Annotated in this window: 22 protein-coding genes; 8 read left to right on the top strand and 14 right to left on the bottom strand. The window is 58.8% G+C overall.

The genetic code is table 11. The features are described from left to right. Window positions 1-31: 31 nt before the first annotated feature. Window positions 32-484, top strand: coding sequence for a pyridoxamine 5'-phosphate oxidase family protein (locus AC3WVQ_RS34075; protein WP_192445703.1), 453 nt, complete (start codon window positions 32-34; stop codon window positions 482-484). Between the two features lie 56 nt (window positions 485-540). Here AC3WVQ_RS34075 and AC3WVQ_RS34070 read toward each other — a convergent pair whose 3' ends face one another. The 3 genes from AC3WVQ_RS34070 to AC3WVQ_RS34060 form a co-directional block, all read right to left on the bottom strand. After that, window positions 541-1,374, bottom strand: coding sequence for a universal stress protein (locus tag AC3WVQ_RS34070; RefSeq protein ID WP_192445702.1), 834 nt, complete (start codon window positions 1,372-1,374; stop codon window positions 541-543). Between the two features lie 225 nt (window positions 1,375-1,599). Then, on the bottom strand, window positions 1,600-3,489 hold the full coding sequence (locus AC3WVQ_RS34065) for a hybrid sensor histidine kinase/response regulator (protein ID WP_246810485.1): 1,890 nt from the start codon (window positions 3,487-3,489) through the stop codon (window positions 1,600-1,602). Between the two features lie 17 nt (window positions 3,490-3,506). Beyond that, the gene (locus AC3WVQ_RS34060; protein WP_192445700.1) at window positions 3,507-4,247 is read right to left on the bottom strand and encodes a helix-turn-helix domain-containing protein; all 741 of its coding nucleotides are present in this window, start codon (window positions 4,245-4,247) and stop codon (window positions 3,507-3,509) included. Window positions 4,248-4,387: 140 nt separating this feature from the next. Between AC3WVQ_RS34060 and AC3WVQ_RS34055 the strand changes: the two genes are divergently transcribed. After that, the gene (locus tag AC3WVQ_RS34055) at window positions 4,388-5,128 is read left to right on the top strand and encodes a response regulator (protein ID WP_192445699.1); all 741 of its coding nucleotides are present in this window, start codon (window positions 4,388-4,390) and stop codon (window positions 5,126-5,128) included. Window positions 5,129-5,160: 32 nt separating this feature from the next. Here the strand turns inward: AC3WVQ_RS34055 and AC3WVQ_RS34050 are convergent, their stop codons facing one another. Further along, complete coding sequence (locus AC3WVQ_RS34050) at window positions 5,161-5,592, bottom strand: hypothetical protein (RefSeq protein ID WP_192445698.1); 432 nt, start codon at window positions 5,590-5,592, stop codon at window positions 5,161-5,163. A 216-nt stretch (window positions 5,593-5,808) separates the two neighbouring features. On the opposite strand from AC3WVQ_RS34050, the gene AC3WVQ_RS34045 reads away from it, so the two are divergent. The 5 genes from AC3WVQ_RS34045 to AC3WVQ_RS34025 all read left to right on the top strand — a co-directional run bounded on the left by AC3WVQ_RS34045 (window position 5,809) and on the right by AC3WVQ_RS34025 (window position 11,672). Continuing rightward, window positions 5,809-6,831 carry a Rossmann-fold NAD(P)-binding domain-containing protein gene (locus tag AC3WVQ_RS34045; RefSeq protein WP_192445697.1) on the top strand — a complete coding sequence of 341 codons (1,023 nt, stop codon included), beginning with the start codon at window positions 5,809-5,811 and terminating at the stop codon, window positions 6,829-6,831. A 73-nt stretch (window positions 6,832-6,904) separates the two neighbouring features. Continuing rightward, on the top strand, window positions 6,905-8,500 hold the full coding sequence (locus AC3WVQ_RS34040) for an MBL fold metallo-hydrolase (protein ID WP_192445696.1): 1,596 nt from the start codon (window positions 6,905-6,907) through the stop codon (window positions 8,498-8,500). 49 nt (window positions 8,501-8,549) lie between these two features. Further along, window positions 8,550-9,101, top strand: coding sequence for a hypothetical protein (locus AC3WVQ_RS34035; protein WP_210339543.1), 552 nt, complete (start codon window positions 8,550-8,552; stop codon window positions 9,099-9,101). A gap of 79 nt (window positions 9,102-9,180) precedes the next feature. Beyond that, a complete protein-coding gene (locus AC3WVQ_RS34030; protein WP_192445695.1) occupies window positions 9,181-10,506 on the top strand; it encodes a trypsin-like peptidase domain-containing protein in 1,326 nt (441 codons plus the stop codon). A gap of 53 nt (window positions 10,507-10,559) precedes the next feature. After that, window positions 10,560-11,672 (top strand): site-2 protease family protein, encoded by a 1,113-nt coding sequence (locus AC3WVQ_RS34025; RefSeq protein WP_492383532.1) that lies wholly within the window; start codon window positions 10,560-10,562, stop codon window positions 11,670-11,672. Window positions 11,673-11,688: 16 nt separating this feature from the next. Here the strand turns inward: AC3WVQ_RS34025 and AC3WVQ_RS34020 are convergent, their stop codons facing one another. From AC3WVQ_RS34020 to AC3WVQ_RS33985, 8 genes are all read right to left on the bottom strand, one after another. Further along, a complete protein-coding gene (locus tag AC3WVQ_RS34020; protein ID WP_192445693.1) occupies window positions 11,689-12,888 on the bottom strand; it encodes an efflux RND transporter periplasmic adaptor subunit in 1,200 nt (399 codons plus the stop codon). 3 nt (window positions 12,889-12,891) lie between these two features. Continuing rightward, the gene (locus tag AC3WVQ_RS34015; protein ID WP_192445692.1) at window positions 12,892-15,255 is read right to left on the bottom strand and encodes an ABC transporter permease; all 2,364 of its coding nucleotides are present in this window, start codon (window positions 15,253-15,255) and stop codon (window positions 12,892-12,894) included. Window positions 15,256-15,264: 9 nt separating this feature from the next. Continuing rightward, a complete protein-coding gene (locus AC3WVQ_RS34010) occupies window positions 15,265-15,924 on the bottom strand; it encodes an ABC transporter ATP-binding protein (RefSeq protein ID WP_210339545.1) in 660 nt (219 codons plus the stop codon). Between the two features lie 108 nt (window positions 15,925-16,032). Further along, window positions 16,033-16,476, bottom strand: a complete 444-nt coding sequence (locus AC3WVQ_RS34005) for a baeRF12 domain-containing protein (protein ID WP_192445690.1) — start codon at window positions 16,474-16,476, stop codon at window positions 16,033-16,035. Window positions 16,477-16,512: 36 nt separating this feature from the next. Then, window positions 16,513-17,343: a universal stress protein gene (locus AC3WVQ_RS34000; protein WP_192445689.1), complete on the bottom strand. Its 831-nt coding sequence runs from the start codon at window positions 17,341-17,343 to the stop codon at window positions 16,513-16,515. 70 nt (window positions 17,344-17,413) lie between these two features. Further along, window positions 17,414-17,938 carry an Hsp20/alpha crystallin family protein gene (locus AC3WVQ_RS33995; RefSeq protein WP_192445688.1) on the bottom strand — a complete coding sequence of 175 codons (525 nt, stop codon included), beginning with the start codon at window positions 17,936-17,938 and terminating at the stop codon, window positions 17,414-17,416. A 152-nt stretch (window positions 17,939-18,090) separates the two neighbouring features. Next, on the bottom strand, window positions 18,091-18,342 hold the full coding sequence (locus AC3WVQ_RS33990) for a hypothetical protein (RefSeq protein WP_192445687.1): 252 nt from the start codon (window positions 18,340-18,342) through the stop codon (window positions 18,091-18,093). A gap of 91 nt (window positions 18,343-18,433) precedes the next feature. Beyond that, complete coding sequence (locus AC3WVQ_RS33985) at window positions 18,434-19,384, bottom strand: glucokinase (RefSeq protein WP_192445686.1); 951 nt, start codon at window positions 19,382-19,384, stop codon at window positions 18,434-18,436. Window positions 19,385-19,518: 134 nt separating this feature from the next. Between AC3WVQ_RS33985 and ppsA the strand changes: the two genes are divergently transcribed. After that, entirely contained in the window at window positions 19,519-21,897 is a 2,379-nt protein-coding gene (gene ppsA, locus AC3WVQ_RS33980) for a phosphoenolpyruvate synthase (protein ID WP_492383531.1), read from the top strand. Between the two features lie 29 nt (window positions 21,898-21,926). On the opposite strand, the gene AC3WVQ_RS33975 is transcribed toward ppsA, so the two are convergent. Together AC3WVQ_RS33975 and groL are read right to left on the bottom strand one after the other, a co-directional pair. Then, window positions 21,927-22,244, bottom strand: coding sequence for an ATPase inhibitor subunit zeta (locus AC3WVQ_RS33975; RefSeq protein WP_404526970.1), 318 nt, complete (start codon window positions 22,242-22,244; stop codon window positions 21,927-21,929). A gap of 25 nt (window positions 22,245-22,269) precedes the next feature. Next, window positions 22,270-23,892, bottom strand: a complete 1,623-nt coding sequence (gene groL / locus AC3WVQ_RS33970) for a chaperonin GroEL (protein WP_492383530.1) — start codon at window positions 23,890-23,892, stop codon at window positions 22,270-22,272. Between the last annotated feature and the right edge of the window lie 109 nt (window positions 23,893-24,001).

Below are 24,001 nucleotides of genomic sequence, written 5' to 3'. Positions count from 1 at the left end.
ATCTTGAACTATCTTTTCACGGAGGTGGATCATGATCGTCAAGGAAATGTCCCGCCACGAATGCAGCAGCGTCGTTGAGGAGGGCCATGTGGCTCACCTTGCCTGTTGCGTCGACGATAGGCCCTATGTCGTGCCAATCACATATGCCTACGCCGGAAATTGCCTCTACGCATTTTCCATGCCCGGTCGAAAGATTGACTGGATGCGCAGGAATCCCAATGTCTGCCTGCAGATCGACGCAGTGTCCGGGAGCGAGTGGAAAAGCGTCGTGATCTACGGGCGCTATCAGGAACTTGCCCCGACCGGGCAATGGCACCGCGAGTACCTGCACGCCTGGTCGCTCCTCGAAAAGAGAGCAAACTGGTGGGAACCGGGCGGGTTGAAGCCAGCTCCGCAAGAGATAGCCGGCCATTACCCGCACCTGTTCTTCAGTGTCGACATACTCGAAATGACCGGGCGGGCGTCCTGTGAAAATGAGACCTGAAGCAAAGAGCTGCGCCGCTCGACGGCGGCGCAGCCCTTGTCTTATGTTCCGGTGGCTCAATGAACCATCAACACCGGCACTGCCGGTGTTTCGATCATGGCCTTGGTCACCCCCCCGAACATGCGCTCTCGTACCCGCGAATGGCCGTAGGCGCCCATGACGATCAGGTCGGACGCGGTGTCGATGGCATGCTGCAAAAGCACCTCGCTGACCTGACGCCCAGCGCTTGGCAGCCTGTCAACAGTGACCTCGATGCCATGCCTTGCGAGGTAGGTCGCGACATCCGCCCCCGGTTCTTCCCCGTTCCTTGCCGGCGCAGCCTTGGGATCGACAAGCACAACGTTGACGCTGTCGGCGTTCTTCATCATCTCAAGCGCTTCGCGTGCGGCTCGTGTCGCTTCGATCGTTGAGTTCCATGCAAGCAGGACCTTTTTCGGTGTCAGCGTCACGGATTGGCGATTGCCAGATAGAAGGACGGGGTGCGCCGAACGAAAGAGCGCGCCCTCAATGGCGTGCGAGCGGAGCCGCGAACTCGCCTTGAGGCTTGCCCCGATCAAGGTCACGTCGGCGTAACGTGCCCGTTCTCCGATCTCGTCCTCAACCCATGCTTCTTCGGGGTAGCAGCCGTTGACATCAAACGAGATGCCAAGTGCTTCCAGGGTTGCGCGGGAATTCATGACGGCGTCGCCGAGTTTTTCCGTATCGCCGGCGCGCACGTCAAGCCACGCGACCGACATCGCCGCGTAGTCGCCGAGTGGCACAGGGGCGGCAAGCTTCACAAGAAGAACGGACAGGTGCGCGTTCCCGGCCACGCAAAGATCCGCCGCGGTTCTCAGATCGATATCGTAGTTGTCCGCATCGGCGACCAATAGCACAGTCTTGTATGTCATCGCTCCATCTCCCGAATTGACGTTTGGGCTACCGTTTAATCTACGCACAGCGTGGCAAACGGCATTGACGGCAATCAAAGATCATCCTCAGGTGCCGGCTGGAGTGATCGTCGATGGATAAGCCGAACCCCACAGTTTCGCCGCCTTGGTGTTTTCACGGATGGAACCGCACCGAACTCGGATCCGCTCGATCCACCGCAAAGGTCCTCGAAGCAACTGAGCGCATCAATCGAGCAATTCTCGCAGACGCTTTGAGAGTTTTCTCGCCGTATAGGGTTTGAGCAGCCAGGAGGCACCTTCCGGCAGCCTTTCTTTCGCAAGGTTCGGAGCCGCGTAGCCCGAGGTTACGAGTATCTTCATCTCGGGGCGGAATCTGCGAACGTGGTGCGCGAGCTCGTTTCCTGTCATCCCCCCGGGCATCACCATGTCGGTAAAGACAAGAGAAATCTCCGGGTGATCGGCGAGGCGCTGAAGGGCCTCGGCCCCCGTCTCGGCCTCAACGACACCGTAGCCAGCGTCCAAAAGTCGCGCGACCACAATGCGGCGGACACGGGCGTCATCCTCGACAACGAGGATGGTCTCGTGTCCTTGCGCTACCGGCTCCGGTCGCAGATCGTTTGGCTCGCCTGTCTCGTCGGCCTGGGTTCTTTCCTTCGCTGCCGGCAAGAAAAGCCGCACGCTCGTGCCGCGGCCGGGTTCGCTGTAAAGCTGGACATGGCCTCCCGACTGCTTGACGAAACCGTAGACCATGCTGAGACCGAGGCCGGTACCCGCTCCGGTGACCTTGGTGGTAAAAAAAGGTTCAAATGCGCGGCGCCTGACATCGTCCGACATGCCGACGCCGGTATCGCTGACGCTGACCAGCACATAGCGTCCCATCCTGGAATCCGGATACATGAGGACGTAATCCTGGTCCAGATTCGCCTTCGAGACCTCGATGGAGAGCCGTCCTCCCCCTCGCATTGCATCGCGCGCATTCAATGCGAGGTTCAATAGCGCATTCTGAAATTGTGCTACATCGACCAGAACAACATTGTCGGCGCCGCGAACCAAGGTTGACAGCTCCACTGTCTCGCCGAGTGTGCGCCCAAGAAGATTTGCGAAGGTCCCGATCAGACCGCCCACGTCGACAAGCTTTGGGGTAAGCGGCTGACGCCGGCCGAAGGCAAGCAGTTGAGCGGTGAGCTTTGCACCATCGTCCGCCGCTGCCTGCGCCTCTTGCAAAAGCTCCTTGATGCTCTGATCGTCAAGGCGACTTTCGATCATCTCAAGGTTGCCGGCAATGACAGTCAAAAGATTGTTGAAGTCGTGCGCGAGACCGCCGGTGAGTTGACCGATCGCTTCCATCTTTTGTGCCTGACGCAGTTCCTCATCGATGCGATGACGGCTGGTCAGGTCCCGAATGAAGCCTGTGAAGATCCGCCCTCCGGCGGACCTGGCTTCGCCGACGGACAATTCCATGGGAAATGTCGTGCCGTCCTTGCGCCTGCCGGTCACAACGCGACCTATCCCGATGATCCGCCGCTCGCCTGTGCTTAGATAATTGTTGAGGTAGCGATCATGTGCCTCGCGATCGGGAGACGGCATCAGCATCTTAACATTCGAGCCGCGGACCTCGTTCTCCTTAAAGCCGAAAAGTCGTTCCGCCGCCGCGCTGAAAGAGGTGATCAGCCCCGTCTCGTCAATCACCACCATCGCTTCGGGTACGGTGTCGAGGATCGATCTTAGATGGGCTTCCCGCGCGACAAGGTCGGCCTGGGCGTGTTTCAAGTTGGTGATATCGCTGTCAAACCGCATGATATGATCGCTTTGACCATTTGGCAGACCGATCCAGAGGCTGGCAACGAAGACCTTGCTTTCATCCTTGCGCTTTTGCGCCAGTTCTCCGGACCATGACCCGTGTCGTTGAACCTTCGCGTGGATGTCTTCAATGGGCTCGGAGAATGTGGTGGCAAGCAGGTGATGGATCACTTCACCTTGCGCTTCAGCCTCGGGCCAACCGTAAAGTCGCTCGCAGCCTCTACTCCAGTGGCTGATCCTTCCGCCGGTCTCATGCACGATCAGGTTCGCGTCCTTGAGGAGACCAACGATTTTCCCGACTGCAGTTTGCGCCATCATCAACCGCCACGTTCTCAGGCGTAACCACTTCGCCTGATCCTATTCGACACCGCGACTGGATGAAGATCGCAACCGTCGCCATCCGCGATCGATTGAAGCATATGTCTTTTTAAGATGATGATCGAGCGCCTGTCGGGCGCAGCGATGATGCCGTTGCTTGCGAATTTCGTTACGGTGCGAGATACAGTTTCGATGGTCATGTTCAAGTAGTCGGCAATATCAAGCCGGGTCATCGGCAGATCGACCAAGTCCGTCTGCTCGCCGTCCCGGTCTCTCGCCATAAAAAGCAGGAAGTTGGCAACCTTCTCGTCGGCGCTGCGTCGCGACAGCAACACCGCCTGATCCTGGGCCGCTGTCATTTCGTCGCACAGCTTGGAAAAGAGCTGGTTTCGCAGGTGCGGCTGGCGCGCCACGTCGTCTTCGAAGCGACGGCGGGGATATCGCCGCAATCTCACCTCGGTTATCGCTTCGACCGTATAGAGATAGCGGTCCTTGACAGAGACGCCCAGGAGATCACCGGGATGCAGGAACCCGACGATGACCCGGCGGCCGTCAGCAAGCAGGCGCAATGCGCGCAGCATGCCGTCCTCGACCTGAAAAACATAACCGGCATCGTCCCTTTCCCAGAACACCGCCTGACCCGGCGCAGCTTCGATGATCGGCTGAAGACTGAAGACCGACGATAGATCCGGGGCAGCAAGAGAGCACTCCAGCGCTCCAAGACCGCCGCCGATTGCAACTGATTGAAGGGTCATCGCGCATCCTCCATCTGACGCTGAGTAGGGAGGATTTCAACATGCGTGCGTGAACCGGCATCGACGCGCCTGCAACAATTGGTGCTATAGTGTGACCGAATGTAACAGGATGTCGGGGCAGACCAACTTCGGGGAAGGTTATGGCAAACGCTCGAAACGAGCCGGAGCTTGTGCTCGTTGTGGATGACGATCCACGCATAAGGCAGATGTTGTCACGCTATTTCGAAGGGGAAGGCTATCGGGTCAGTCTTGCCGGCGATGGTCGCGAAATGCGCAACAGGCTGGCGAAGGCTCATGTGGATATCATTTTGCTCGATCTGGGGCTCCCGGGAGAAGATGGGCTGTCGCTCGCCCGTGAGCTTCGCGCCCATTCCGATATTCCCATCATCATGCTGACCGGCCGGGACGATGTGGTTGATCGTGTGGTGGGCTTGGAAATCGGGGCCGATGATTATGTTACGAAGCCCTTCCACCTTCGCGAGGTTCTTGCGCGCGTAAGGGGCGCGCTTCGACGTCGGCGTCCTCCGGCTGCATTGGTCCCGGACGTTCAAACAAGCCAGACCTTCTGTTTCGAAGACTTGCGCCTCGACGTTTCCCGTCGTCGGTTGACATCTGACGACGGGCGCGAGATCGCCTTGACGACGGCCGAGTTCGACATGCTGTGCACGCTTGTGAGGCATGCCGGCCGCGTCCTCAATAGGGATGTGTTGATGGAGTTGACGCGCGGCAGATCGCAAGAGGCATTCGACCGCGTAATCGACGCTCAAATAGCGCGGCTGCGCCGGAAGATCGAAAGAGATCCACGCCGCCCCGAGCTGATCAAGTCCGTCCGCGGAGTGGGCTATGTGTTCAGTGCGCGCACTGTGAAGCAGGACGCTTAAGGCTGGCCGTCTCGAATACGCTTACTGAGATTTCAACGCAGCGGTATGATTATTCCGTCGACCCCACCGTCGGCAACCGGCCAACTGTCCGGTGCAAGACTTGCGACCTGAATGGCGCCGCAATGCCGATCGAATGCCGCTGCGCTCAAGTATTCGAGCAGGGCGTCGCAGACGCCGCGCGCATCGCCGGCGGTGGCTACGACAAAGACCGGCACCGAGAGGTAGCGGCCCAGTTTTTCATGATGCCTCACGCGCGATATGGCGATACCCCTGATGTAGCCGAGCGGATCTTCGACAGCCGCAATCTCTTCGACAAAGGGGGAGGGGTGTTTGCGCATGAGAGCCGCTGCACAGACCTGCCGCCATGCATCAGGGCCGATGTCGTAGCCCACCGCGACGATCAGGCAATAGGCCCGTTCTACCTGTGCTGCTTTGATTGGGGCGACGACATAGGCGCAAGCCATGATATCCTTCCCGATGAGTGGATCGGATTTGATGAACCCGCCGGGTCCCGAGCTTTGTGCCGTGCGACTGCAGGCTCTCCGCCGGTACGGGGCACGGCGCACTATGAAGCGAGTTTTCCCGGGAGCCGACGAGCCGTCATTGACGAGCATCAATGCCGGCTTCGGATATCTGCCTTTTATTTGTCTGAAGGAGCGCCCCAATAAGGAGAATGCGCCATGTCGATCGATCTTCGTGGTCGCAGCGTGCTTTCCCTTGACGACCTGACGGCCGAGGAAATCCACTATCTGCTTCGGCTCGTCGTTGACCTCAAGGAAGAAAAGCGGAGTGGAACCGGGCTCAAGCAGCTGAGCATGAGGAACGTGGCGCTGTGGTGCGAACGAGATTCGATCCATGCGCGCGCCGCCTTTGAAGTCGCAGCCTACGACCAAGGTGCGAATGTGACATTGATTGGACCGTCGACCGGCCACATGCGCTATCGGGAATCGGTCAAGGACACGGCCCGTTTTCTCGGTCGGCTGTATGATATAATTGGATATATCGGGCATTCCCAATCCGCCGTCGAAGAGATCGCCAGATGGGCGCGGGTGCCCGTCTTGAATGGCATGACTGACACGTCACACCCCACGCAGACCTTGGCCGACCTCGTGACGATGCAGCAATGCTGCGACAAGCCTCTTAATGACATGATCGTGGCCTTCCTTGGGGATGGATGCAGCAATGTCGCTCGATCCCTGGCAGTAGCGTCCTCGAAACTCGGCATTGACCTTCGCATCATTTCACCGTTGAGTTTCTGGCCGGAGGCGTCCTTTATTGAAAAGGTGACGTCGGCCGCAAGGGATAGCGGCGGCCGGATAGCGGTGCTTGAGCAGGTCGGCACCGGAATTCTCGGGGCCGACTTTATCTGCACGGCGCCGTGGTTTGGGGAGGGAGACGTGCGTTGGGCCGAGCGGGTGAGAAAGCTCGCGCCCTTTGCCGTCAGGGAGAATGTGATGGAGGCCACCGACAACCCGCAAACGAAGCTGATGCACAGTCTCCCCGCCTGGCATTGGCGGGAAGATGAGGCGGGCGCCCGTATCGCCAAACGCTTCGGCGTCGAGTGCATGGAGGTGTGCGATGGCGTCTTTGAATCCAGATCCTCGGTCGTCTTCGATCAGGCTGAAAATCGCATGCCTGCAATCAAGGCGCTCCTTGTGGCTACGCTTGCAGACCGAACGGGCCGATCGGAGCCGCCGGTTTGATCTACAAACTTGCAATTGAACGGAAGACATTTCCAGGGGACATGGCCCCGCAACCACGACAAGGCTTACGCTGATGACGACCCAACCGATCCTTCATTTTCACGGAGCCGCAGGCACCGTCACCGGTTCATGCCAACTGATCGAGTTCGGCGAGACGAACGTTCTGATCGATTGCGGGCTGTTCCAAGGGTCGAAGACAGAGAAGGAACTCAACTATCGTCCGTTCCCCTTCGACGTTGACAGCATTGACGCCGTGATCCTGACGCATGCGCATATCGACCACTCCGGCCTCCTGCCGAAGCTCGCCAAACTTGGGTACGACGGCCCGATTTTCGCAACGCCGGGCACAGCCGATCTGTGCTCCGTCATGCTGCCGGACTCTGCCCATATTCAAGAAAGCGAAGTCGATCAACTCAATCGCCGGAACCTTCGTCGTGGGCGCCAACCGGTTACCCCTATCTACGACGCCGGCGACGCAGCTATCGCGGTCACGCTTTTCAGGCAGGTGCGGCTCGGCAAATGGGAGACGGCGGCCGAAGGGCTTCGGTTTCGGTTCTGGAACGCGGGCCACCTGCTCGGTTCGGCGTCAGTCGAAGTTGAAGTGGACACCTCCCCGATGCCCCTCAGATTGCTCTTTTCCGGGGACATAGGCCCACGACACAAGCTTCTTCAATATGACGCAGCCGCGCCGACGGGCTGGGATTATGTCATTTGTGAAAGCACCTACGGCGACGTTGAGAGAGAAGATGCAACCGACGAAACCAGGCGGCGCATCTTGAGAGCGGAAGTTTTGGAGGCGACCCGGCCGAACGGCGCCTTGATCGTGCCATCCTTCGCGGTGGAACGAACCCAGGAGCTCCTCACCGATCTCGTTTACCTGATGGACACCGGCAAGATCGAGAGATGTCCGATCATCATCGACTCGCCTCTGGCGACACGTGCGAGCGAGATCTTTCGGCGGCATGCGCGGGAGCTTGAGAACGGAGAGCTGCTAGCCAAGGCACTGCAAGCAAAGAACGTACGTTTCACGGAGACCCCCGAGCAGTCCAAAGCAATCGATTTCATGAAAGGCTTTCACATTGTAATTGCCGCCAGCGGAATGTGCGAGGCCGGTCGGATCAGGCATCGCCTGAAGAACTGGCTTTGGCGGGACGAGGGGACGGTGCTCCTTGTCGGCTATCAGGCCGCCGGTACCTTGGGACGCATTCTTGAGGACGGGGCCTCGGTGGTGCGCATCCAAGGTGATGACATTCGCGTGCGCGCGCGCATCAGGAAGCTGGATATCTATAGCGGGCATGCCGATGGCAAGGAGCTCGCGGAATGGGTGCGGGCGCGCGAGCCGATCGGCGCCGGCGTCTTTCTGGTCCACGGGGAGGATGCGGCTCTTCAGGGAATGAGACAGCGGCTCCAGACATTCCTTTCTGAGGAAAAGGTGGTTCGTCCCCGATTGGATGCGTCGTTCCGACTGGAAGCGAAGGGAGCCGTCGAGATCGTTGAAGGCGTCGCCCCGCCACGCATCGACCCATTTCGCGCGGGTCGGACGGACTGGAACAACGATTTGCAATCGCTGGTACTCGACTTGCAGGCGGAGTTGGCAAAGGCAGCCGACGACAAAGCCCGGGGCGTGGTCATTCGCCGCATACGGCGGGCACTGAACGAGGACGCCTGAGCCTTCGTTCATGCCAGCGACTACGTGAAATCGACCAGGAGCAGGCGCGTTGGACGCGATATCATCAACCGGCGGGCGTCATACGATCCCGATCCGTATCGACCAACTGGCTCGGCTCTTCAATTCGCTGGACCCCACACCCTTTCATGAGCGCGATCTGGACGAGGATGCCGAGCGTTTCATTGTCGATTGGGCTGAGGAGGCCCCCGATGATGGACCGCTTGCGATTGTCGTGCAGTTGCCTTCCGGAGAAGCCGACACGGCTGTGACGCGTGTTGTCCAGGACGCAATGCGCTATAATTTTGAAAGCCGCGCCAGGCAAGCTAGTCGCGAGTTGCGGCAGCTCTTAAGGGAGGGGCGGCGCGCCTTGCTCATCGGCGCGCCGATCCTCGCTTTCAGCTTGATCGCAAGTCAGCTCCTGACCAATCTTTCGGGTGAGGGCGCGTTCTCGCGTGTTGCCAGCGAAAGCCTGGTCATCTTCGGTTGGGTGGCAAACTGGAGGGCGCTAGAGATTTTTCTCTACGACTGGTGGCCCATCAGGCGACGCGGTCGGCTCTATCGTCGTCTGGCGGCAGCTGACGTCCAGGTCCTCGCCTACTGACATTTGACAATCCTTGACGCGCGTCAATGCGCGCGCACCAAGAGATGAGATCCTGACTTCTTAGTCAGGAGTGCAGATTATGCAGAATCTACCATGTTTCCTGCTTGCCACTGCGGTATATGCATTCACCGTTTCGCCAGCGGTCCCTGCAAGTGGTGGCGCAGGGTTCTCTGATGCGCTGGCTCGGGTCCGGCCCGCGGTCGTTGGCATCAGCAGTACCGCCAACCGTGTACTGACGAACGACTTGCTGGACGATGCGAACGTTCGAAAGATCCTGGGCCTGCCCGAACATGTCCTCATCCTTGAGAGCGGTGCTACTGTTACGGGATCCGGCGTCATCATCGACGCCGAAGAGGGCTATATCGTTACAAACAGCCACGTGATCGCCGATGCCGATGACATCGCCGTGACGCTCAACGACGGCCGCGTTCTGCCGGCCGAAGTTGTCGGCAGCGATCCGCCAACCGACCTTGCCGTCATCAAGATTGGGGCACGGGGCCTCGTTTCCCTTGACTGGGGACGATCGTCCGTTCTGACGGTTGGCGATTTCGTGGTCGCGGTGGGTAGTCCCCTTGGCTTGGAGCAGACAGCAAGCTTCGGGATGGTAAGCGGGCTCGGCAGATCTGGTCTTGGGATCGACGACTATGAGGACTATATCCAGACTGATGCCGCACTCAACCCGGGAAACTCCGGCGGCGCGCTTGTCAATGCGGCAGGCGAGCTTCTGGGAGTGGTACGCGGGGCACCGCCGCCGAACGAAGGCGCCCAGGGCGTCGGTTTTGTCATACCTTCCGACTTCGCATCCAAGATCGTTCGCGGTCTCATAAAGGACGGCGTCATAAAGCGCGGATGGCTCGGCGTGTCCGTCACCCTTTCGCCGGTAGGTGACGACGCGACCAGGGACCTGGTCGTCGACCGGCTCTCCTGCAACTCGGCTGCCGAACGCCAGGGGGTAAGGCTCGGCGATGCCGTGACCGCGCTTGACGGCCATGCGGTCTCGACCGAGGCTGCCTTCAAGAATGCAGTCAGTCTGCTTGCGCCCGATGCCCAGGTTACTCTCGATATCCGCAGGGAGGGCAGGCCACAACGGCTGGAGCTGAAACTTCTAGATCCCGTAGACGTGCAGGGCGTCTCGGTCAATAGCGCCCTGGACTCCGTGACCTTTGCCTTGCCGGATTCATCGGCTTCGCGCGCATGTACGCCCAACGGGCCGGTACTAATGGAAGTACCATCCGATAGCGAAGCATACGCGGCTGGCCTCAGAATGGGTGACTATCTGACGTCGATCAACGGTGAGCCCCCCGTCTCGGCAACTCGGATTCAGGAGTTGTTGGATACCGCAGATGGCAGCGTTTCGTTCGATATCCTGCGCGCAGGCACAGCATATCGATTTGTGGTTCCGTAGACGCAATTCTTCGACGTTCGGCTTTGGGAAAAGAGTATCGGAGCGACAACATCATGAAATGGTTCTTGAAACTGGGCACCGTCGGGGGGACCGAAGTCCGCGTGCACGTAACTTTCGCCCTTCTTCTCATTTGGATCTGGGTGATGCATTACCGGATCGGCGGTCCGCCTGCCGCCTTTGAGGGCGTTGCCTTCATCATCGGTGTCTTCCTCTGTGTGGTGCTTCATGAATTCGGGCACATCGCGGCCGCTCACCACTTCGGCATCAAGACACTGGATATCACACTTTTGCCAATCGGCGGTCTCGCGCGATTGGAGCGCAACCCCACCAAGGCGCTTGAGGAGTTGGTGATCGCCATCGCAGGCCCGCTCGTAAACGTCATGATTGCTGGCCTCATCGTCATGGTCGTTGGAGGCGCCCTGGGCTGGGAACAGCTGTTGGCGCCTCAAGATCCTCGCGTAGATTTCCTGGCGCGGCTCGCGGGGGTCAACATTTTCCTCGTCGTGTTCAACATGATCCCCGCCTTCCCGATGGATGGCGGGCGGGTCCTTCGGGCAGTTCTTGCCTGGCGTCTGCCCTGGACGCGGGCCACTGCGCTGGCGGCTCGGATCGGACAATCCATCGCGCTAGCCATGGGTGTCTTTGGTATCGTCTTCAACCCCTTGTTGATTTTCATCGCCATCTTCGTCTATTTCGCCGCGGAGACTGAAGCGCAAGACAGCGACCTTAAGGCCATTTCCGACGACACAAGCATCCGTGATGTGATGATCACCGAGTTCACGACACTAGGGCTTCAGGCTCGTGTTGGTGAGGCGGTAGAGCTCCTTCTTGCCACCAGCCAAAGCGAGTTTCCTGTTGTTGACCAAGCTGGTCGGTTCGAAGGATTGATGACGCGAGAAGGCATTGTCCGTGCGATGAAGGAAAGGGGCGCGGGGGCGTCCGTAAGCGACGTTATGCGTCGCGACATTCCCGCACTGGATGAGAAGTCCCCGATCGACTTTAGTTTGAAGCTCATGCAGGAAGCGCAAGCATCTGCTATTCCCATTGTGGATAGCAGCGAGCGCGTTGTCGGCCTGATGAATTATGAAACCATTGGAGAATTGATGATGCTCCGCTACGCCGATGAAAGCTTTAAGCCTAGCGGCCGCCATCACCGTGCGCGCTGATCCAACAAGTCACGCTCTATCGCTCGACCACCGATACACCGTCGGCGATGCGATCACTTGGATAAAGAATGACCTTCTCTCCAGCCACCAGCCCCCCGCGAACTTCCACTTCGAGGTTGTTACGGTGCCCTATCTGAATTGTCTTTGAACGCGCTCGGCCTTCTTTAACGGTAAAAACCGCCCAATTGTCGCTTTGACGGAACAGAGCCCCTAGTGGGAGTTTCACGACCTGGCCATCGAAGAGGATAATCCGAACATCGGCGCGATAGCCGTGTCCAAGCGGCCGCCATCTGAACGGTGGATCCGTAAGATCGAGGACAACGTCAACACGCTGTTCTTCGATGCCGAGGGCGGAGACTTTTGTCTGGCCGAATGGCTCTATCCGACGCACGACTGCGTTGAGATCTTCCCCACCCCAATTGGTCACAATTGCCTTTTGCCCGGGTTTGAGCTTGACGGCGTCCTCGGAGAGAAGATTGACGGTGATCTCCATGTCATTGGGATCGCCGATCTCCAAAAGCGGAGTGCCCGCATCGACCACGCCCTCGCTGCGGCGCATGATCCTTAGCACCACGCCATTCACAGGCGCCGTCAATGCAACGCACTCGCAGGGTCCGCTACGGTTCCTGATTTCCTGACGCGACAGCAGGCGTGAGCGCGCTTGGCTGAGTTCATGGCGCCTGACGTTGAGAGCTGCCTCGGCCGTCGCGAGGTTGGCTTCGGCCACATTGTAGACACGCTCGGCATCGTCAAGAGCTCGCTTAGAAATTGTGTTGCGCTCCATTAAAAGCCGCGCGCGACCCCGCTCCGCCTCCGCAAAGGCGAGGTCCGCCTTTGCCTTGTTGAGCTCGGCCGCAGCAAGGTTATAGGCGGCGCCTGCGGCGTCCGCCGCCGCCCGTTGCTCCGCCTCCGATCTTACGTCCAGGAAAGCTGGCGCTGCCGGTTCAATCTGGCCGAGCAAGGTTTCTCCAGCCTTAACGGGATCGCCCGGCTCAGCAGTGATGCGCTGTAGCTGACCGCGAAGGGGCGCATGAAGTGTGTAGACTTCACGTACGCGAGCCTCCCCTTCCTCGTCGACCGTTACGCGTAGGGGGCCGATCTGCACCGTCGCCAGGTCCACCGGAATTGGCTGGGGACGGAGTGCATAGGCGAGGCCGATCGCCAGAACGGCCGCAAGGCTTCCCCAGATCGCCAGTCGCTTTGGCGCCGCACGCAACTGCTACTCCCTTGTTTTCAGTGCTGCGATCAGATCCAGCTTGTCGAGCCTACGGCGCGCGACTGCGGCACACCCCAGTACCGAGGCAAGCATGATGATCGTCGCTTTGCCATAGGTTGCATTCTGAAGCACGAGTGGAACACGGTAGAGTTCGGTCTCAAATGCGCTCGTCATCCACCATGCAAGCACAAGGCCGATCGTGGCGCCGAGAGGAACGGCGAGCCATGTCAGCAAACCGACCTCCCCCAAGAGAATGTAGGAGATCTCCCAACGGGTGAAGCCCAGTATCCGCAATGTTGCAAGTTCTTGGGATCGCTCGGAGATGGCGATGCGGATCGAATTGTAGGTCACTCCCACCGAAAGTGTCATGGCAAACGCAAGGAAGAACCCGATGAAGATGAAGATCGTTTCGCCCATTGTTTTGTAGAATGTATCAATGGCAGCTTGTCGAAACTGGATGGAAGCTATGCCAGGGATGTCCTTCAATCTTGCAAGGAGGCCGGCTCGGCCGGCCGGGTCTACACGGATGTGCAGACCACTCACGACGCGATCGTCACCTGAAAGGCGGTCGAGCGCTCCCATCTCCATATAAGCGGGCTTGCCAATATAGGTCTCGAACACTCGTACCACGGGAACGTTGATCGAGTCTTGGTGCCCTTCCAGAAAGTGGACGAGAACAGTATCACCAATCTCAAGATGCAGAAGCTCTGCGAGTTTGCGAGAAACAACCAGGCCCGCAGGCGGGATTTCGAGGCGTCCGCGCGAAGCGTCGAATACGGGGCTCAGGTTTGCGCTAGCGGGCAAGCCGATTATACCCTGGCGTTCGCCAAGATGCCCCCGGCTTATTCGAGCCGGTGCGTAGCGATAGGGTTCGACCATCAGTACACCGTCGAGATTTTCGAAGTCGGTAACGGTTTTGAGCGGGCGAAGTTCGTTGAACGCGACAGTGGCGTCCTGGTGTTGTCCGCGTTCGAAAACCGTTTCGGCAAGAGAGTTGATTGCATCTACCCATTGGAGCGCCATGATCATGACAGCTGTAGACAATGCCAGCCCAAAACTAGTGAGCAATGCCCGTCCAGGCCATCTCGTGATCCGACGCATGATCATGCGGGTCGGCTCATCAAGCGTTCCAGCATACGCTGAACGCGTTGTAAACAGGCGCCGATAGACCGGCGGGGATGGCGGTTTCATAGCCTCCGCCGGCGGCAATCGAACGGCGCGATAACTTGCCGCCAGGCTGCCGGCGAACGCGGCAGTCAGACTGACTGTCGCGGATACCAGGAATGCGTCAGGACCAGGTCGGTAGAGCAGAAAGGGAAAGCGGTAGAATTTTGCGTAGAGTTCGGTGTTCCAGTGCCCAAGCCATGCGCCGACAATTGAACCAAGCCCAATGCCCACAGCTGCTATTGCTAGGACGAGCTTGAAATAGTGCCAACCGATCGTCCGATTGGGATAGCCAAGAGCTTTGAGCAGACCGATTTCCCGGCGTTCGGTATTGACGAGACGCGCCATCACCAGGTTTGTCAGGAAGGCCGCCACGGCGAGGAATATCGTCGGCATCACGCGGGACAGATTTTTCTGTTGGGCAATTTCGCTTTCGAGGAACCAGTTTGATGTCTGGTCGCTGCGACTGTAGGCCCCTATGCCACCGTATGGCTCAAGTATGCCATCGAGCCGACGAATAACATCGTTGACGTCAGCACCTGGCAACAGACTGAGTGCAACGCTGTTAAAGGACGCCTTGAGGTCGAAAGCCGCGGCTAAGGCATTCTTTCCCATCCAAAGGATGCCGAAACGCTCGTCGTCCGGCATCAGTCCCCCTGGAGCAATGGCGTATACGAATTCCGGGCTAAGGGCGGTTCCCACGATCTGCAATTTGCGCTTGCGACCTTGCAATATGGCTTCAAAACTGTCTCCGGGCGTCAACCCATGCGCCTCGGCAAAGGGCTCGCTGACGACGACCTCATCGGGTCGGGTGGGGTCAACCAAACGTCCCAGACGGATCACGAGCGCATTCAAGAGTTGCGGGCCACGGTCGGGCAGGGAAATTATCTGCGCAACGACTGGCTCGACATAGCCGTCGACGTTGACGATAGCGCGCTCATCGATCCGTGTTTCGATCAGCCTGACGCCCGGGATCTCCGCTATGTCGCTGCTGCGATGGTCTAGCACACGTTTGGCGTGAGCGAATACATCGGCAAAGCGGGTCCGCTCATAATAGGCGGCTGTCGTTTCCTCAAGCGCCTCGATCGTCGTCAGTGACATGATCAGCAGTGCCGTGCCAGAAGCGATGACCAATGCGATCGCCAGAAGCTGAGCCTTCATTTTCCAGAGCTGCCGTAGGAGCTTTCGGTTGAGGCTTGTCATCGCGGCCAGTCACCAAATCAACTCACTGGGCGAGCGCTGCGTTGCGTTGCACCGTGTTTCAACGATGCGACCGTCCGCGAAATACAGGACACGATTGGCAATCTCGGCAATGACAGCATTGTGGGTAATTAGCGCAGTCGTGGTGCCTAGCTCCCGATTGATCTTGAGAACGGCCTCGAGCACGAGGATTCCGGTCTTGCTGTCGAGAGCGCCTGTCGGCTCGTCACAAAGCAACAAATCGGGCCGCTTTGCGATCGCCCGGGCGATCGCAACGCGCTGTTGTTCGCCGCCTGAAAGCTGTGCTGGAAAATGGTCAAGGCGATCGCCAAGTCCGACAAGTGTCAGCGCTTCGGTGGGCGACATCGGATCTTTGGCGATCTCGGTTACGAGAGCGACGTTTTCTCGTGCAGTCAGGCTTGGTATTAAATTGTAAAATTGAAAGACAAAGCCGACATGATTTCGTCTGTATAGATTGAGCGCACATTCGCTGTCGAGCGCAAGCGGCTTATTGCCAAAGCGTATTTGACCCGATGAGGGCTTGTCGAGACCACCGAGAATGTTGAGCAAGGTGGATTTACCGCTTCCAGAAGGCCCGAGCAGCACCACAAGTTCCGATTTGTAGAGTTCGACATCGACGCCACGAAGGGCAAAAACCTCAATGGCGCCCATCCGATAGATCTTCGTGAGGTTATGCGCCCCCAAGGCGATCGCTGCTCTTGCGGATTCCACTGGCCTACACCTTTGCTCGACCCGGACGCCAGACGTTCCGTGCACGCCTTATTGCGCAAAATAGCCTTCAATATCCGCGACATCGAATTTGACCAAGTCCTTTGCCAGTTCTGCGCTGACCACAGACCGAGTGTGGGTATCGAGCTGCCGACGCAGTTGGCCAAGGACGCGTGGGGGTGCAACGAGGACGAGGATCGTCATTTTCTTTTCGTGTGCCAGGGATGACATTCTGCGGGCAAGGCTGGAGACGAATCGATCCTCGGCCTGTTGATGCAAATCAGTCTGTTCAACCTTGCTGCGAGCGCCGCCCACCGATTGGTAGACCCTTCCTTCGCGATCGCTCCCCAGCATCCGCGTCGGCGCCTCCAAGTTTACGAAGGAGTCCATCACAACAAGGTTGAGACGTTCAACATCTCCATTATTGCGCATGAGAAGTGCACGGCCCCCGTCGCACGCCAAAATCCAGCAATCGTGTGGAATTTTCGGTTTCATCGGTGCGTCCTTTCCATTCACGGTTCTGACATTGTTTCAATGGGACATCAGAATGGGCAAATTGGCCTGCTTGAGCATGGATTTCGTGACGCCCCCGAGGATGAGCTCCAGAAGCTTGGAATGCCCGTAGGCACCCATGACAATCATGTCGGCGTTGATGTCCATTGCATGCCTTTGCAGCGTCTCGGTCACAAAGTGACCTGCGCTCGGCAGGGTCTCCACAGAGACATTGATGCCGTGGCGGGCGAGATACGTTGCGACATCGGCGCCCGGTTCGCCACCGCTCACCCTCAATGCGGCAACGGGGTCGACCATGGTGACGTGAACCGATTGCGCCATCTTCATCATTTCGAGCGCATCTCTTGCGGCATGGGCCGCGCTCGGGCGCGAATCCCAGGCGAGCAGTATCGTCCTCGGCTGCAGCGTCGCAATCGCACCGGGCGGAACGAACAGGACCGGGCGGCCCGCTTGGAAAAGCCCGCCGCTGACAATCTGAGACTTCAACTCATCGCGCGCAAATACGCCGGGGCCGGCGAGGATCAGATCCGCGTAGAGGGCTCTTTCACCGATATCGTAAGCGGGGCCTGCGACCTCTGCATACACACTGTCGACATCAAACGACAATCCGGCTGTTGCGAGGCGCTCGCGGATCCTGACTATGTGATCTGACAGCCGCTGCAGGTTGCGCTCGCGCACTTCCAGCCAGCTCGGCGATAGCGTCTGATAGCGTCCGGTGGGTACGGGGGCCATAGTGACGACCAGGGTGCTGAGATGTGCGCTCACCTCGCCGCCCAGGTTCATCGCGATGTCTAGATCCTCGGCGGCTCCATCGTCTGCGACCACGTTCAAAATCGTCTTGAATGACATGATATCCTCCCTTTGGCGGCCAGCGCTCCGCAAGGCGCTTGAACCCTTGCGGAGCGGAGCGCCGAGCCCGTTAGGCGGCCTTCACCTGGATCTTGCGATCGTTCTGTTGAGCCTCCTTGGTTTTTGGCAACGTGACCGTCAGCACGCCCTTCGAAAACGTCGCCGCAATATCTTCGGCTTTCACGCCCTGGGGCATCTTGAAGGTGCGCTGGAATGAGCCATAGCGCCGCTCGGACAGCACGTATTCCCTGTCCTTTTCTTCCTTGGCCTCCAGCTTTTCGCCGCGGATCGTCAGGTTTCCGTTCGACACCTTAACCTCGATGTCCTTTTCCTCGATCCCTGGCAACTCGGCGGTGATCTCGTAGCTCGCCTCCTTCTCGACGAGATCAATCGCCGGCGCGAGTGCCCAGGTCGGCAGAACGGTTGAGCTGTGAACATGCACGGGGTCAAACGACCGGCGCCAGAAGCTCGGAGTGAAGTCGTCGAACAGGCGGTCGATTTCGGCCCGCAAACCTTCAAAGGGCATCCACGATTGCGGGCGGGAGCGAGGGGCTTCGTCTTGCTTGATGGGGAGTTTCGTCGCTGTCTCAGTCATGACTGGTTTCTCCTTTGAGTAAACGTGGGGCCCGGTCGGCGACCGACAAAGGACATGGGAAAGAGGCGTATCGACCCTCTAGCCGCCTTTGGCCGTCGACCAGTAGACGAAGCGATTAGACCGCGATCTGCAAGCTGGTGCATTGACGCCCGTCAAAGCTGGCTCCGTCGCTGCTTTGACGCAGAGCAATGCAAGGCATGGCCGTTCGTGTTGTTGTTCACCAAGGCGCGACGTTCAGGGATTTCCAGATGACCCGGCGTGACATACGGCACATGATACAGGCGGTCCTGTTGAATTGGATTTTGCTGATCCTGATCGTTCTCATGATCGCTTCGGTCTTCAGTGTGCTCCTGATAAAGGGGGTTCTTCTCAAGGAAAGACAGGTCAGCACCGAGCCGTCTCAAGGTTTGGTCGCCTCCTGTTCCACCGTTCAGGCTTCCTGATAGCGCAGACTGCGTTCGCCGCCGAACCCATTGCTCGCAATTGGGCAAGCGCTCAATCCAGGCGCCCGGCGAGTGCCAAAGCCGCGCCCTTCAAAATCGCGTCGTCGCTGCGGATGATGAATATTGGTATCTGCGCAAGCCAGGCGGACCGTCGGCCCTTCGCTTCGAAAGCCGCTCGAAAAAGATCGGCCTTCAACCGTCGTTCCATTCTTCGCGGAATGGGCCCCCACAGATAAATGCCACCCCTGGCATCATAGAGAAGAGCGATGTCACCAGCGAACCTCGCCAGCCAGGTGGCGAAATTGTCCACGGCCTTTGCCGCCACCGCGTCGCTCCCGCTTAATGCCGCATCGATGATGCTGGAGGCCGGTGAGCCGCGCACGGCCTGACCCGCACTTTCGAGCAGCAACTCATAAAGATGGCAAAGACCGGCCTCCGACAGGAGGTTCTCGACCGAGACGTAGTCAGTCGCGCAACGGATGCGCTCGAAAATGTCAAATTCCCCACGCGTCTGGGGGGCAAAGGAGATGCTTCCCGCATGGGTTCGGTGCGCGGTCCACGCGCCATCGTCCGGGGTCAGCGACGTTACGCCGAGCGCCTGTCCGACGCTGATGATCGCCTTCGGCGCACCAGGCTCGACCGTTTGTCCGCTGATCAGTTTTGTGTCGTGTAAAGTCAGATGGGGTAAAACCAATGCCAGCGCGTCGAGCGCCTCGACCTTGAAAACTCGGGAGGGTGTAGTGCCCCAATCGAGTTGTTCTGCCAGATCATGATGAAGGCGATCTTCGTCGGTAGCCGGGCCGCCGTTTATGACCGCGATGCCGATTGCAGAGGTCGCGACGGGCGTTGACCTGATGTAGGCGGCCAGCGCGTCGGTCACACACGAAAAGGCGTTGTTGTCGAACTGTACGTAGTGGTCGATCGATAGCCGGTCGTAGTCCGTAACCGCAAGGCGTGTGTGTGTTTCGCCGATCTCCGCAACGATTGCCTGACGTGCCAACATGCCCACCGCAGATCCCTCCCATCTCGTTTACGAGATTGTGACGCAAGTCCACCGAACGTGCTTTGACGGCCGTCAAGGTCAGACCCCACGTCGGCGTTTATGATTTGCCGGTTTCTGAATGCTGGAGGCTTGGTATGAGATCCGTGATTTGGCTGGAGGACGTCAGACGAGGAGACATCGGTGACGTTGGCGGCAAAAATGCCTCGCTCGGCGAACTGATCAACGGGCTTTCCGGAAGCGGGATCAAGATTCCAGGCGGATTTGCCACGACGGCGCAAGCCTATTGGCGCTTCATCGATTTCAACGGCCTGCGCGAGCCAATAGGAGCACTTTTGGACGCATGGGAATCCGGCCGCGACACCCTTTCTCAAACCGGGACGGCTATCCGCGCCCTGATCCTGCAGGGTGTTTGGCCTCCCGAAATCGAGGAAGACCTGGTATCAGCCTATCGCAATTTGTCGAAAAGGCTCGGTGTCAAAACCGCGTCCGTCGCGGTGCGCTCGAGCGCCACCGCTGAGGATCTGCCAGCGGCGAGCTTTGCGGGGCAGCAGGAAAGCTACCTCAACATCGCTGGCGAACGAGCACTCATGGATGCCTGCCGCCGCTGCTACGCTTCCCTCTTTACGGATCGTGCCATAGCATATCGCCAGGCAAACGGCTTCGAGCAGATGAAGGTGGCGCTCTCGATCGGCATCCAGCAGATGGTGCGCTCCGACCTTGGCGCAGCCGGTGTCATGTTTTCAATCGAAACGGAGACCGGGTTCAATAAGGTTGCCGTCATCAATGCGAGCTGGGGGCTTGGCGAATATGTCGTCAAGGGCACCGTCGATCCGGATGAATATCGCGTCTTCAAACCGTTGCTCGGCATTCCTGACGTTGTGCCGATAATAGAAAAGCGGCGTGGCTCCAAGCAAAGAAAGCTCGTCTACGGCGATCGGTCAACCCCGACGCAAGGCGTCTTGACGAGCGTCGAGGAGAGGGCGGGGCTCGTCTTGAGCGACGAGGAGATTGTCAAGCTGGCCCGGTGGGCTGTCGCAATTGAGACGCACTATGAGTGCGCCATGGACATCGAATGGGCGAAAGACGGTCAAAACCACGAGATCTGGCTTGTCCAGGCACGCCCGGAGACCGTGCAGTCACGGGCGGCGACCAACCTGCTGTCGACCTACCGCATCAGTTCCAAGGGACGACCGCTCGCTCGGGGACTGGCGATCGGCAACGCCATAGCGGCCGCGCCCGTTTGCCTTGTCGAACAAGCGGGCAACCCTGATTGCTTTGTCGACGGCGCTGTTCTGGTTGCAGCGACGACCGATCCAGACTGGGTTCCGCTGATGAAACGTGCCTCAGCTATCGTCACCGACCATGGCGGCCGGACGTCGCACGCCGCGATCGTCAGCAGGGAGCTCGGTCTTCCCGCGATCGTCGGCGTTGGGAACGCAACGCGGTTGCTCCACTCGGGGCAAGTGGTCACGGTATGCTGTGCGGAAGGTGATGAGGGCACGATCTACGACGGACGGGCGGACTTCGTCGCCGAGGAAACAAACCTCTCCGACATACCTGAAACGCGAACAAAGGTGATGCTGAACCTTGCCGATCCGCAGGCTGCATCCAGGTGGTGGCGGTTGCCGGCCGACGGCATCGGGCTTGCGCGCATGGAGTTCGTGATATCGAATACAATCCAGATCCATCCGATGGCGCTTGTCCACTTCGACGGCTTGCGGGATCAAGCCGCCAGGGAAATGATCGACACCCTGACGAGACAATACAACGACAAGACCGAATACTTTGTGGACAAGCTCTCAGCCGGGCTGGCGCGACTTGCCGCTGTCGCGTTTCCCAAACCGATCATCGTTCGCATGAGCGACTTCAAGACCAACGAATATGCCGGTCTTTGCGGCGGAAGGCAGTTCGAACCGCGAGAGGAAAACCCGATGATCGGCTTTCGTGGAGCCTCTCGCTATCATTCACCCCGCTACAGGGATGGGTTCGTGCTGGAGTGCCGTGCCATAAGGCGTCTTCGAGAGAGGATGGGTTTTGTGAATGTCGCGCTCATGATCCCCTTCTGCCGCTCTCCCAAGGAGGCGGAAAAGGTGTTGGATACGATGGCCGAGAATGGATTGAAGCGGGGCAACGGGCTTGAGATCTACATCATGTGCGAAATCCCTTCCAATGTCGTTCTGGCAGCGGAATTCGCGCGGCACTTTGACGGCTTCTCGATCGGGTCCAACGATCTGACCCAATTGACGCTTGGCATCGACCGTGACTGCGAGGACCTCGCCGCCGTCTTTGATGAACGGGATCCTGCGGTAAAGTGGATGATACGCAAGGTCATCGTTGACGCAAAGTCGGCTGGTGCCAAGATCGGGCTTTGCGGACAGGCACCGAGCGATCATCCCGAATTCGCCGCCTTCCTTGTCGACTGCGGAATTGATTCAATTTCCGTTACGCCCGACAGTTTCGTCGCTGTCAAGCGAATGGTCGCGACTGCGGAAGCAAAACAGGAGAAGGGGTAGGGGATCAAGGCGAACGGAGCCGTGAAACGTCATTCCTCGGCTTCGAGCTGCTCGGCTGCCACATAAAGGAGCGCGCGCATTTTTTCCTGCAGCATGGCCTTGTCGGCTGCCACGTTGGCAGCGCGCAGGTCACCGAGAACCTTCAGCAAGACATCATCGTCTCCTGGATCGGTTTGACCAGCCGTGATCACCTCTTCCACATAACCCGATACGTCCGAGCGACCGATAACCTGCGCCGCCCACCTCGCCAGAATGCGATTGCGTCGATCGCGAACCCGGATTGCTCTTTCGAAGTCCAGGAAATACTTCTCTTCCAGAGCCTTTTGGCGTTCGTTCAATGCGGTCATCGCGATGCTCCGACATCTTTTGGGGCTAGGCTTGCATTCCGGCTTCGACAAGGCCGTCCTTTGCCGGCTCCGGTATTTCCGTCATGGTGGCTTCGGTGAGCAATAGGACGCTTGCGACCGACACCGCATTTTCAAGCGCTACGCGAACGACTTTTGTGGGATCGATGATGCCGGCAGACACGAGATCGACATACTCCTTCCGCCCGGCGTCAAAACCGTAGTTGCCTTGCGCCTCCATCATCTTCGCCACGACGACGCCGCCATCGGTGGACGAGTTCTCCGCGATCTGGCGCGCCGGAAGTTCGAGCGCGCGCTTCAGGATCTGCACGCCCGTGCGCTCGTCGCCTTCACATGCCCTTTCCTCATCGGTAATGGCATCTATGCATCGCAAGAGGGCGAGGCCGCCTCCAGGAAGAATACCTTCGGCTACCGCCGCTTTGGTTGCGCTGATGGCGTCGTCGAGGGCTTCCTTCTTTGATTTGAGTTCTGCTTCCGTGGCAGCTCCCACCTTTATGACGGCAACCCCGCCTGAAAGTTTTGCCAGTCGCTCCTCGAGTTTGTCTCGATCGTAGTCACTCGTCGTCGTGGAGATTTCCCGCCTTATCTGGTCGGCGCGGCCAGCAATTGCCTTCTTGTCTCCCGCGCCGCCGATGATCGTCGTCGTATCCTTCGTGATGACCACCCGTTCGGCGCGGCCCAGTTGTTCGGCTGTCACCGTATCCAGTTTGATGCCCAATTCTTCTGAAATCAGCTGGCCCCCGGTGAGTATGGCTATGTCCTGAAGCAGTGCCTTTCGCCGGTCGCCGAAACCGGGTGTCTTCACGGCACAGTTTCGAAGTGTTCCCCGCATCTGGTTGACGATCAGCGTGGCCAGCGCTTCCGTTTCAACGTCTTCGGCGATGATCAGCAACGGGGTTCCGGATTTGGCGACGGCCTCAAGCAGGCCGACGCAGTCTTTCAGCGACGTGATCTTCCGGTCAAGAAGCAGAATGACAGGATTTTCAAGCGACACTTCCATCCGCTCCGTGTCAGTGACGAAGTAGGGCGAAAGATAGCCGCGATCGAACTGCATGCCTTCGAGGACGTCAAGGACGGTCTCCGTAGATTTCGACTCTTCGACACTGATGACCCCTTCGTCGCCGACGCGCTCCATTGCTTCCCCGATGAGGGTGCCGATATGCGTGTCGTTGTGCGCCGAGATGGTTGCGACCTGCTCTTTTTCGCGTTTTGAGGAAACGGGGCGCGAATTTCGTTTGAGTTCGGCAACCGCGCGCTTGAGCGCTCGGTCCAGACCTCGCTTGATATCGATCGCGCTTGCGCCGGCCACAACATTGCGCAGGCCGTCGGCGAAGATCGCGTGGGCAAGAATGGTCGATGTTGTTGTTCCGTCGCCGACGATTTCGCCGGTCTTTTCTGCCGCCTGCCGCAGCATCCGAGCACCGAGATTTTCCTCCGGGTCCTTGAGATCGAACTCCTTGGCGATCGTCACCCCGTCATTGCAAACGATCGGCGACCCCCACTTTCTCTCAATCAGCACGGATTTAGATCGCGGTCCGAGTGTAACCCGAACGGCGTCGGCGAGCTGAGCTGTTCCCTTCAGAATCTTTTCGCGCGCGGCTGAGTGGAAAAGAACTTGCTTGTGCGCCATGGTTCCGACCCTCCGTCAGTTACCATCTAGCACGGGAGGAGGGATGCGGCCTTGATGGGCGTCAAAGACTTCTTCATTCACCCGCCGGACCTTTGACGGCGGTCAAGGC

This window comes from Ensifer sp. EB106-05-01-XG146 (assembly GCF_058791875.1).
The sequence above is the reverse complement of the archived record's forward strand: the minus strand, read 5'-3'. Positions and strand labels throughout refer to the sequence as shown.

What these genes read in the sequence shown, in the direction of transcription:
- AC3WVQ_RS34040 (WP_192445696.1), top strand. Translation starts at nt 6,905, where the DNA reads ATGACGACCCAACCGATCCTTCATTTTCACGGAGCCGCAGGCACCGTC.
- AC3WVQ_RS34075 (WP_192445703.1), top strand. Translation starts at nt 32, where the DNA reads ATGATCGTCAAGGAAATGTCCCGCCACGAATGCAGCAGCGTCGTTGAG.
- AC3WVQ_RS33985 (WP_192445686.1), bottom strand. Translation starts at nt 19,384, where the DNA reads ATGTTGGCACGTCAGGCAATCGTTGCGGAGATCGGCGAAACACACACA.
- AC3WVQ_RS34060 (WP_192445700.1), bottom strand. Translation starts at nt 4,247, where the DNA reads ATGACCCTTCAATCAGTTGCAATCGGCGGCGGTCTTGGAGCGCTGGAG.
- AC3WVQ_RS34000 (WP_192445689.1), bottom strand. Translation starts at nt 17,343, where the DNA reads ATGTCATTCAAGACGATTTTGAACGTGGTCGCAGACGATGGAGCCGCC.
- AC3WVQ_RS34065 (WP_246810485.1), bottom strand. Translation starts at nt 3,489, where the DNA reads ATGGCGCAAACTGCAGTCGGGAAAATCGTTGGTCTCCTCAAGGACGCG.
- ppsA (WP_492383531.1), top strand. Translation starts at nt 19,519, where the DNA reads ATGAGATCCGTGATTTGGCTGGAGGACGTCAGACGAGGAGACATCGGT.
- AC3WVQ_RS34055 (WP_192445699.1), top strand. Translation starts at nt 4,388, where the DNA reads ATGGCAAACGCTCGAAACGAGCCGGAGCTTGTGCTCGTTGTGGATGAC.
- AC3WVQ_RS34070 (WP_192445702.1), bottom strand. Translation starts at nt 1,374, where the DNA reads ATGACATACAAGACTGTGCTATTGGTCGCCGATGCGGACAACTACGAT.
- AC3WVQ_RS33995 (WP_192445688.1), bottom strand. Translation starts at nt 17,938, where the DNA reads ATGACTGAGACAGCGACGAAACTCCCCATCAAGCAAGACGAAGCCCCT.
- AC3WVQ_RS34010 (WP_210339545.1), bottom strand. Translation starts at nt 15,924, where the DNA reads ATGGGCGCCATTGAGGTTTTTGCCCTTCGTGGCGTCGATGTCGAACTC.
- AC3WVQ_RS34015 (WP_192445692.1), bottom strand. Translation starts at nt 15,255, where the DNA reads ATGACAAGCCTCAACCGAAAGCTCCTACGGCAGCTCTGGAAAATGAAG.
- groL (WP_492383530.1), bottom strand. Translation starts at nt 23,892, where the DNA reads ATGGCGCACAAGCAAGTTCTTTTCCACTCAGCCGCGCGCGAAAAGATT.
- AC3WVQ_RS34005 (WP_192445690.1), bottom strand. Translation starts at nt 16,476, where the DNA reads ATGAAACCGAAAATTCCACACGATTGCTGGATTTTGGCGTGCGACGGG.
- AC3WVQ_RS34030 (WP_192445695.1), top strand. Translation starts at nt 9,181, where the DNA reads ATGCAGAATCTACCATGTTTCCTGCTTGCCACTGCGGTATATGCATTC.
- AC3WVQ_RS34025 (WP_492383532.1), top strand. Translation starts at nt 10,560, where the DNA reads ATGAAATGGTTCTTGAAACTGGGCACCGTCGGGGGGACCGAAGTCCGC.
- AC3WVQ_RS34045 (WP_192445697.1), top strand. Translation starts at nt 5,809, where the DNA reads ATGTCGATCGATCTTCGTGGTCGCAGCGTGCTTTCCCTTGACGACCTG.
- AC3WVQ_RS34050 (WP_192445698.1), bottom strand. Translation starts at nt 5,592, where the DNA reads ATGGCTTGCGCCTATGTCGTCGCCCCAATCAAAGCAGCACAGGTAGAA.
- AC3WVQ_RS33975 (WP_404526970.1), bottom strand. Translation starts at nt 22,244, where the DNA reads ATGACCGCATTGAACGAACGCCAAAAGGCTCTGGAAGAGAAGTATTTC.